General features: G+C 58.4%; 12 protein-coding genes and 1 tRNA gene. 3 read left to right on the plus strand and 10 right to left on the minus strand.

The features are described from left to right. A complete protein-coding gene (locus tag QAT43_RS03210; RefSeq protein WP_305041596.1) occupies positions 1-1,029 on the plus strand; it encodes a nitrogen fixation protein NifQ in 1,029 nt (342 codons plus the stop codon). Here QAT43_RS03210 and QAT43_RS03215 read toward each other — a convergent pair. Then, complete coding sequence (locus QAT43_RS03215) at positions 998-1,687, minus strand: superoxide dismutase (RefSeq protein WP_442900195.1); 690 nt, start codon at positions 1,685-1,687, stop codon at positions 998-1,000. The two genes, QAT43_RS03210 and QAT43_RS03215, sit on opposite strands and share 32 nt — an antisense overlap. A 320-nt stretch (positions 1,688-2,007) precedes the next feature. On the opposite strand from QAT43_RS03215, the gene QAT43_RS03220 reads away from it, so the two are divergent. Together QAT43_RS03220 and QAT43_RS03225 are read left to right on the plus strand one after the other, a co-directional pair. After that, entirely contained in the window at positions 2,008-2,340 is a 333-nt protein-coding gene (locus QAT43_RS03220) for a type II toxin-antitoxin system RelE/ParE family toxin (protein WP_305041598.1), read from the plus strand. Positions 2,341-2,351: 11 nt separating this feature from the next. Next, complete coding sequence (locus QAT43_RS03225) at positions 2,352-2,702, plus strand: helix-turn-helix domain-containing protein (protein ID WP_305041599.1); 351 nt, start codon at positions 2,352-2,354, stop codon at positions 2,700-2,702. 103 nt (positions 2,703-2,805) lie between these two features. Here the strand turns inward: QAT43_RS03225 and QAT43_RS03230 are convergent. The 9 genes from QAT43_RS03230 to QAT43_RS03270 all read right to left on the minus strand — a co-directional run bounded on the left by QAT43_RS03230 (position 2,806) and on the right by QAT43_RS03270 (position 8,166). Continuing rightward, positions 2,806-2,882 (minus strand) — tRNA-Arg (locus QAT43_RS03230). Positions 2,883-2,939: 57 nt separating this feature from the next. Beyond that, the gene (locus QAT43_RS03235) at positions 2,940-3,458 is read right to left on the minus strand and encodes an adenine phosphoribosyltransferase (protein ID WP_305041600.1); all 519 of its coding nucleotides are present in this window, start codon (positions 3,456-3,458) and stop codon (positions 2,940-2,942) included. A gap of 44 nt (positions 3,459-3,502) precedes the next feature. Further along, complete coding sequence (locus tag QAT43_RS03240; RefSeq protein ID WP_305041601.1) at positions 3,503-4,483, minus strand: sigma-70 family RNA polymerase sigma factor; 981 nt, start codon at positions 4,481-4,483, stop codon at positions 3,503-3,505. A gap of 70 nt (positions 4,484-4,553) precedes the next feature. Then, positions 4,554-5,363 carry a M23 family metallopeptidase gene (locus QAT43_RS03245; RefSeq protein WP_305041602.1) on the minus strand — a complete coding sequence of 270 codons (810 nt, stop codon included), beginning with the start codon at positions 5,361-5,363 and terminating at the stop codon, positions 4,554-4,556. Positions 5,364-5,424: 61 nt separating this feature from the next. Then, positions 5,425-6,018: a YqaA family protein gene (locus QAT43_RS03250; RefSeq protein WP_305041603.1), complete on the minus strand. Its 594-nt coding sequence runs from the start codon at positions 6,016-6,018 to the stop codon at positions 5,425-5,427. 3 nt (positions 6,019-6,021) lie between these two features. Continuing rightward, the gene (locus tag QAT43_RS03255; protein WP_305041604.1) at positions 6,022-6,675 is read right to left on the minus strand and encodes a protein-L-isoaspartate(D-aspartate) O-methyltransferase; all 654 of its coding nucleotides are present in this window, start codon (positions 6,673-6,675) and stop codon (positions 6,022-6,024) included. Positions 6,676-6,695: 20 nt separating this feature from the next. Further along, a complete protein-coding gene (gene surE, locus QAT43_RS03260; RefSeq protein WP_305041605.1) occupies positions 6,696-7,457 on the minus strand; it encodes a 5'/3'-nucleotidase SurE in 762 nt (253 codons plus the stop codon). A 2-nt stretch (positions 7,458-7,459) separates the two neighbouring features. Continuing rightward, a complete protein-coding gene (locus QAT43_RS03265) occupies positions 7,460-7,846 on the minus strand; it encodes a MerR family transcriptional regulator (RefSeq protein WP_305041606.1) in 387 nt (128 codons plus the stop codon). 38 nt (positions 7,847-7,884) lie between these two features. After that, positions 7,885-8,166: an integration host factor subunit alpha gene (locus QAT43_RS03270; protein ID WP_305041607.1), complete on the minus strand. Its 282-nt coding sequence runs from the start codon at positions 8,164-8,166 to the stop codon at positions 7,885-7,887. Positions 8,167-8,276: the final 110 nt, after the last annotated feature.

Consider the following 8,276-nt stretch of genomic DNA (forward strand, 5'->3'; position numbering starts at 1 on the left):
ATGGCGGGCTATACGGATTGCATCCGCCGCTGGGCGGCCGACGCGCGCTACGCGGGCCACCTCGCCAATCCCGACGGCGTCGGTGAGGTGGGACTAGGCGAGGAAGAAGCGGGGCGACGCCTGGCCGTGCGCTTTGCGCTGCGCCTTCGCCAGAACCGCATCGAACAGGTGCGCTACCAGGTCTTCGGCTGCGGCTTTACCCTCGCCACCTGTGCCGTGATGGCCCACCTGGCGGAAGGCAGCCGCTTGGAGGACGCCCAAGGCCTGAACGCGGCCCAGATTGACGCCGTCCTGGAGGGATTGCCCGACGAACGAGGTTACTGCGCCACGCTGGCCGTCGAGGCCTTTCAAGCCGCCCTCGCCGCCGCCCGCACCAAAACCGGAACCCTCACGCGCAACCTACCCCAGGCCCCGGAGCATGGCGCCCGCGTTACGCTCTCCGATCCCCTCTATCAGACGCTTATGGCCGGCGAAGCGCCGCGATCGGTTCCGCCTGAGGATCGTCACCTCTTTGCCTGCCTGCTGGCCGTCGCGGCGCAGGAAACATCCCGGCCGTTCGTCGCCCTCGGCTGGACCGAAATCAACATGCAAGAGGTTTTGGACACCTTTTTCCCGAGGTTTGACTCGGCCCATTTTCGCGACCGGAGCGCTCCCGCCGAACGCCCGCTGCCTCAACCCAACGAGGCGGTGCTGCCCCTGCTGATGAACTACCTGCCGCAGGACGGCGACCGGCAACAGACCGCGCCGGCCGTGTGGCTCGCCAAAGCCATGGCCGCGCGCAGCGCCCATCCCGGCCACCTGTGGGTGGCCATGGGTTTGTTCGAGCGACCCGAGTTGACCGCCGCCATTCGCCGTCACCTGCCGGCCCTGGCCGCGGCCAACCACCAGGGCATGCGCTGGAAGCGCTTTGTCTTCAAGCAACTCTGCGATCTTCAGGGGGGCCTGCTGTGTCCCTCGCCGGATTGCGGGGTGTGCAGCGACTATCCCCTGTGCTTTCCTACTGAAGAGCCTCCGCGAAGCGCCGATTGACCTCGTTCCAGTTCACCACGTCCCACCAGAAATTGAGATAGGCGCCGCGGCGATTCTGATAGCTCAAATAGTAGGCGTGTTCCCACACATCCACCCCCAGAATCGGCGTGCCCTTCACTTCGGCCACATCCATCAGGGGGTTGTCCTGATTGGCGGTCGAGGTCACCGCAAGCTTCTTCTCCGCCGTAACGATCACCCAGGCCCATCCCGAGCCAAACCGCGCGGCCGCCGCCTGATTGAACTGTTTTTTCATCTCCTCCAGCGAACCGAATGCCCCGGTGATCGCTTTCAACAGTTCGGCGGACGGTTCCCCACCCTGCCCCGCCGGCGCCATGATTTTCCAGAACAGATCATGATTGTAATGTCCGCCGCCGTTGTTGCGCACCGCGGCATTGAAGGTGGAAATCCGCGCCATCAGGCTTTCCAGGGACATGCCCTCCAATTCCGGAAAGTTTTTCACCTGGGCGTTGAGGTTGTTGACATAGGCCTGATGATGCATGCCGTGATGGATTTCCATGGTCATCTTGTCGATGTAGGGCTCAAGGGCATCGCTGGCGTAGGGCAGCGGTTCAAGGGTAAAAGGCTGCGCCTGAGCCGTGACGGCAAAGACGCCCAGGGCACAAAGCATCGTAACCAGAATCTTGAGACTGCGCATCAGCATGGAAGTTCTCCTTGAAAGATGGGGGCTTTTCCGCCCCGTTACTTTTGCCCCTTCATTAAAGCAAAAACAACCCAGCTTTCAAGCGCAGCGGTCATATCTGGGAAGCTGATCAGACAATTCAAGGATTTAGGGCGGGAGGAAAGTGCCCCAGCATCAATAGTGCGACACGATTTATTTAAGTCACAATTCGTGTTACAACTCGCCGAAGCGAGGCTGGTGACGAATTTTTATCATGCGCCTTATGAGCCCTGGACCTGTTTTTTTTGCTTGCTTGACTTTGGTAATCCATTGGATTAGTTTTTATACAAGGCGCTTTTATGATGACCATTGCCGAAACCGGGGAGTTTTCCAGACACTGCAAAAATTTGCTCAATGAGGGAGAACGCAATGCCCTGATTGACTACCTAGCGGAACACCCGGAAGCTGGTGACCTGATAGAGGGCACCGGCGGAATTCGGAAATTAAGATGGGCCAGAGAGGGGCGAGGCAAAAGCGGCGGTGTGCGCGTCATCTATTATTTTCATAGCCAGCGAATGCCGCTTTACCTGCTGACGGTTTATGGCAAAAACCAAAAAGCCAATCTGACCGCCAATGAAAAATCCGCACTACGGGGACTGGTGGATCTTCTCAAAGCGGCTAATGGGCTATAGGAGACTCGTGAATGAGTGAACTTTTCGAAAGCATTAAACGCGGGTTGGAAGAAGCTATCGCGCACACCAAGGGTGAGAAATCAGGCGTCAGAGTTTTTACGCCGCGAGAAGTAGACGTCAAAGACGTGCGACAAAAAACTGGGCTAACCCAAGACCAGTTCGCGGCCACATTCGGCATCAGCGTGGCCACCCTGCGCCACTGGGAACGCGGAGACCGCAAGCCCCACGGCCCAGCCCTGGTATTGCTCAACGCCGCCGCCAACGACCCCGAAGGATTGTTGAAGATACTTTTGCCAAGTAAACGTACTAGGCGAAGAAGACAGGAAAGTAACCGGGAGTTCCGAGGCAACAGTCAATGCTAACACCCTGGGAATAGCTGAAGAACACCTTTTTCACCGAGGAACCGCAAATTAATTTGAGAATAAAAACAGGGACTTAGCAACATAGCTAAGTCCCTGTTTTTATTGGCGGCCCCGGCGCGATTCGAACGCACGACCTACCGCTTAGGAGGCGGTTGCTCTATCCTGCTGAGCTACGGGGCCCGAGGGTGAAAACTTATACACCAAAGGGGGGAAAGGAACAACCCCCGAAAACCTTTCTCAGTCGAACTGCAGCAGACTGAACACCTTGCCCTCGGGCAGCCGTTGCCGGCCGTTGAGGAACTTCAGCTCGGTCATGAACGCGCATTCGATCACCTCGGCACCCAGGCTGGTCACGAGCTGGTAAACCGCCGCGACGGTTCCGCCGGTGGCCAGAAGATCGTCGGCTATGATCACCCGCGTGCCGGGCTGGAGAGCATCCTCGTGAATCTCCAGGGAATCCTCGCCGTATTCGAGCTGATAGCTTTGCTTGCGCGTGCGGTAGGGCAGCTTGCCGGGCTTGCGCACCAACGTGACCCCCGCGCCGAGTTTGTAGGCCAGGGCCGCTCCGAGAATGAAGCCGCGCGCCTCGACGCCCACCACCTGCGCGATATTCTGCCCGATGTAACGATGGGCGATCAGATCGATCATGCGGTGAAAACTCTTGGCATCGGCAAGTAAGGTGGTGATGTCCTTGAACAGTATTCCCTTTTTCGGGAAATCGGGAATATCGCGAATGATGGTTTTGAGATCTTCCACGGTGAAGGGCTCCTCTCGGGTGGATCGAAAAGGCTGCTGGCGGTTTAAAAATCTTCCCGGAGGGCACGGGCGTTTTCTTCCCCCTCCTCCATGATGCGGCGCAGTTTCTCAAGGCTCTTCGCCTCGATCTGGCGAATACGCTCGCGGGTCACCCCAAACTTGCGCCCGATGGTATCCAGGGTCTGCGGTTCGCGGTCTTCCAGCCCGAAGCGCAGAGTCAGGATTTCCCGCTCGCTCTCGCTCAGGGTCGCGAGCCATTCCTCAACGCGCGTGAATTTTTCGAGATCCTCCACCAGCCCGGCCGGATCGACGGCCGTGGCATCCTCAATGGTATCCATGAGGCTGTAGTCACTGTTTTCGCCCATGGGGTGCTCGATGGAGTAGGTTTTCTTGACCAGCACCATGAGGCGACGGACATAGGCCGGATCCACGCTCATCGCCTCGGCCACTTCCTTGACCTGCGGCTCGCGATTGAGCTTCTGCTGCAATTCGCGGCTGATTTTGATGAGCTTGTTGATGTCGTCGGACACATGCACGGGCAGGCGGATGGTACGGCTCTGATTGACCAGCGCGCGCTCGATGGACTGCCGGATCCACCAGGTGGCGTAGGTGGAAAAGCGGCATTCCTTGCTCAGCTTGAAACGCTCCACCGCCTTAATCAAGCCCATGTTGCCCTCCTCGATCAGATCGAGAAAAGGCAAGCCGCGATTCATGTAACGCTTGGCGATTTTCACCACGAGGCGCAGGTTGGATTCAATCATGCGGTCCCGCGCCGCCATCTCGCCCTTGGCAATGCGACGGGCGAGTTCGCGCTCCTCCTCGGCGGTCAGCAGCTTGGTCTTCTGTATCTCTTTGAGATAGAGCTTGATCGCGTCATCGGAATGGTCACTGAAATCGCTCTTGGCTTCGACCTCTTCGCTTTCCTCTTCCAGATCTTCCTCGGCATCGACGGCGTCATCCTCAAGCTCGTCGGCCTCTTCCTCATCGATGTCGAGATCTTCGAGATCACTGAGCTCATCGTTCATAAAACTGATCCTTTGCTGTTGTAACTACCGAAAATTTATGAATATTGAAGAGTCTAGGCAAGCCCCGTCCCTATGGCAAGTAAAAAAGAGGATCAACCGTCTCCTTGCCTTGACGAACCTCGAAATACAGGCGCGGCGCCCCGCCTCCGGGCGGAGTACCGACCGCGGCGATTTGCTCACCCTTGCCGACAAAGGTACCGTCCTTGACCAGATTGCGCTCATTGTACGCATAGACCGTGAAAAAATTGTCGTCATGGCGCAGGATGATCAGATTGCCATAGCCGCGCACCCCATCGCCGCTGTAAATGACCCGCCCGGCGGCCGCCGAGCGCACCGGGGTTCCCTTGCCTGCGGCAATTTCAATCCCCTGCCCAGGCCCGCTGTTTTTTTGTCCGAACCGCCGCACTACCTGCCCTTGCAGAGGCCAAGAAAAGTGGCCTTTGCCGATGCTTGATGCTGACGGAGGAGTCCGCGGCGCGGCGGAGACGGAAGGGGGGGAACTTGTTGGCGGCGGGGACGTCTTGGGCGGCGAAGTTGTCGGCCGAGGCGCGCTCGCGGGAGGAGCAGACGGAGGCGGGGTAACGGGAGATGGGGGTCTGGCGGTCGTCACGGGGGACGCGGCCGGCGGCGCGGTTGTCGCCGCCACTTTTTTTTCCTGGGAGACTCCGGGAATGAAAATGCGCTGGCCGACACGCAACTGGGTGGGATCGTCGATGCCGTTGAGGCGCGCCAGATTTTTTTCATCGACGCCGTAAGCCCGGCTAATGCGATAAAGAGTCTGCCCCGGTTCAACCGTATGATAAACCCCGCGATGGGGCGTGCATCCCCACAGGTTGATCCAGATAAAAAAAGCTGCAAAGACTCCCACCCAGGTTCGCATCTCGTCCTTCCGCCGGGCGTATCCGCCCGGATCATCGAGGTCACCTCGCGATTCACCGGTATTAGAAGGCGTATTTTACCACCCAGACCCCGGCGACCAGAAGAATAAAAAACACCAATGCCAACAGATTGAAGTATTTTTCAATCAGAACGCGCACCGGCGGACCGAACCGGTAGAGAAACCAGGCCACCAGGAAAAATCTCAGAGAACGTCCCACGGCGGAGGCCAGCACGAAAACCGGCAGGTTGATATGAAAAGCTCCGGCGCCGATGGTGATGATCTTATAGGGAATCGGGGTGAATCCGGCGGAAAAGACCACCCAGAAATTGTAGCGTTCGAACAGTTCCTGAACCCGCACGAAACCTTCGGGAGAAAACCCGGGGACATAGGCGTAAAAATAGGAATCCAGGACATGCCATAAACCAAACCCGAGCAGGTAGCCAAAAAGCCCGCCCAACACGGACCCACAGGCCGCGATCAGGGCGAAGCGAAACGCGCGGGTCGGGACGGACAGCGCCAGGGCGATCAGCAGGACATCGGGAGGAACGGGAAAAACGGAAGATTCCGCGAAGGCGAGCAGAAACAGGGCGACTCCCCCATAGGGAGTCCCTGCCCAGGACAAGACCCAATCGTAAAGACGCCGCAGGCCGAACACGAATCAATAATCCTCGTTCTGCCAGCCGTTACGGCCGATCAGGGGCACAAACCGGCAGTCCAGCAGCCGTTCCTCGTCAAAACGTCCCGGCGACGCATGCGTCACGCGCATCAGGGTCTGGCTGCCCAGGCTGCCCACGGGGATGACGAGGCGGCCGCCCGGAGCGAGCTGCCGCAGATAGCTCTGGGGTATCGAGGGGGCTCCGGCCGTCACCAGGATGCCGTCGAAGGGTTGTTCTTCCTCCCAGCCGAAGGTGCCGTCCGTCACCTTGATGTTGACGTTGGTGCAACCGATCTGGTCGAGAACGCGCCGGGCGCGGCGAGCCAATTCCGCGATCCGCTCCACCGTATAGACACGCCCGGCGATGCGCGACAGCACGGCGGCCTGATACCCCGATCCCGTGCCGATCTCCAGAACCTTCTCGCCGCCCTTGAGGCGCAGGGCCTCGGTCATGACGGCCACCATGTAGGGCTGGGAAATGGTCTGGCGATGTCCGATGGGAAGGGGAAAATCGCTGTAGGCCTGATCGCGCAGGGCTTCTTCGACAAACAGATGCCGCGGCACCTGGAGCATGGCGTCAAGGACCTGCGGGTCCCGAACGCCGCGCGATTTGATGTGCTGCTCCACCATGCGCCGGCGGGAAATAGAAAAATCCATGGCTTGTCCCTGCATGCGCCTCAGGTTTCGTTGGCAAAGAGATCCCAGGTGGACAGTGCGTCAAAGGACGAATAATTGGTCAGGTCAAGATGAAGGGGCGTCAGGGAGACAAACCCTCGATGGACGGCATGAAAATCGGTGCCTTCAATATCCTTGAAATCCAGATCTCCGGCGCCGATCCAATAATATTTGCGCCCACGCGGATCGGTGTTTTCGATCACCAGGTCGCCATAGATCCGCTTGCCTTGTCGCGTCAGGCGCGCGCCCCTTAATTGTTCGTCCTTCAGGCAGGGGACATTGACGTTGAAAAACGTATCGCGCGGTAATCCACGTTCGAGCAGGGCTTGGGCAAGATGCGCGGAGAAGCGTGCCGCTGGTCGATAATCGGCCTGCTGCTCCGAAACTACCGCCAGGGAAACGGCAAAGGCCGGAACCCCCATGAGGGTGGCTTCCATGGCCGCGGCCACGGTGCCTGAATAGGTGATGTCGTCGCCCATGTTGGACCCACGGTTGATGCCGGAAACCACTAGGGCCGGACGTTCGCGAAACAGACCATGGATGCCCAGGTTGACGCAATCCGTCGGCGTGCCGTCGATGGCGAACCACTGGGGACGGATTTCCTCGGCGCGCAGGGGCGAGTGCAGCGTGAGGGAATGACCGGTGGCGCTACGCTCGCGATCCGGAGCAACCACCGCGACCTGCCCCAGTCGGCCGAGTTCCTCGGCCAGGGCCGCCAGGCCGGGGGCATGGATACCATCATCGTTGGTGACGAGAATGAGCAAGTTCAGGTGTCCGAGCGCAGGTTTGTAGAATGGTTGTGCGCGTTGGCGGCGCGGCGCAGCGAATCCCGCAGTTTTATGAGATCCAGACGGATTTCGCCGAGAAGATCGGGGGCGGAATCAAAAAGCGGCAGGGGAGCTTGCGCTGCCTCCGGCCGCTCTTCCTTGAGTTTCTTGCGGGCACCGGCAATGGTGTACCCCTCGTGATAGAGAAGTTGCTTGAGACGCAGCACCAACTCTATGTCCTTGCGTTGATAGAGTCGCTGTCGGCTGCGACTTTTTACGGGGGAGAAAGCCCCGAACTCCTCTTCCCAGTATCGCAGGACATGGGGTTTGATCCCCGTGATCCGGGAAACTTCTCCAATTTTGAAATAAAGCTTATCGGGTATCATGTCATCCTTAACGGAGGCCCGACAGCAGAGATTCGCTCTCAGTCAGCGTCGTTGATGCAGGACTTGAGCACCTGGCTGGGCTTGAACGTCAGAATGCGACGCGAGGTAATTTCAATCTCATCACCCGTCTGGGGATTTCTGCCCCGGCGCGAATCTTTTTCCTTCACCACGAAATTGCCGAAACCGGCAATTTTGATCTTTTCACCCTTCTCAAGAGTCCCCTTGATCAAGTCAAAGACCATCTCGACAATTTCGGCTGATTCCTTTTTGGAAAAGCCGGTTTTCAAATAAACGCTCTCGATAAGATCCGCCTTGGTCATAGCACCTCCAGAAATCAAAACCCATGTCCTTGAATTTGCTGGTTTTATAACACAGGAATCGGGGTACCGCAACCGATTTTTTCAGCGAATTTCAGCACCTAACTCATTTT

Source organism: Geoalkalibacter sp., assembly GCF_030604225.1.
Classification (GTDB): Bacteria; Desulfobacterota; Desulfuromonadia; order Desulfuromonadales; family Geoalkalibacteraceae; genus Geoalkalibacter.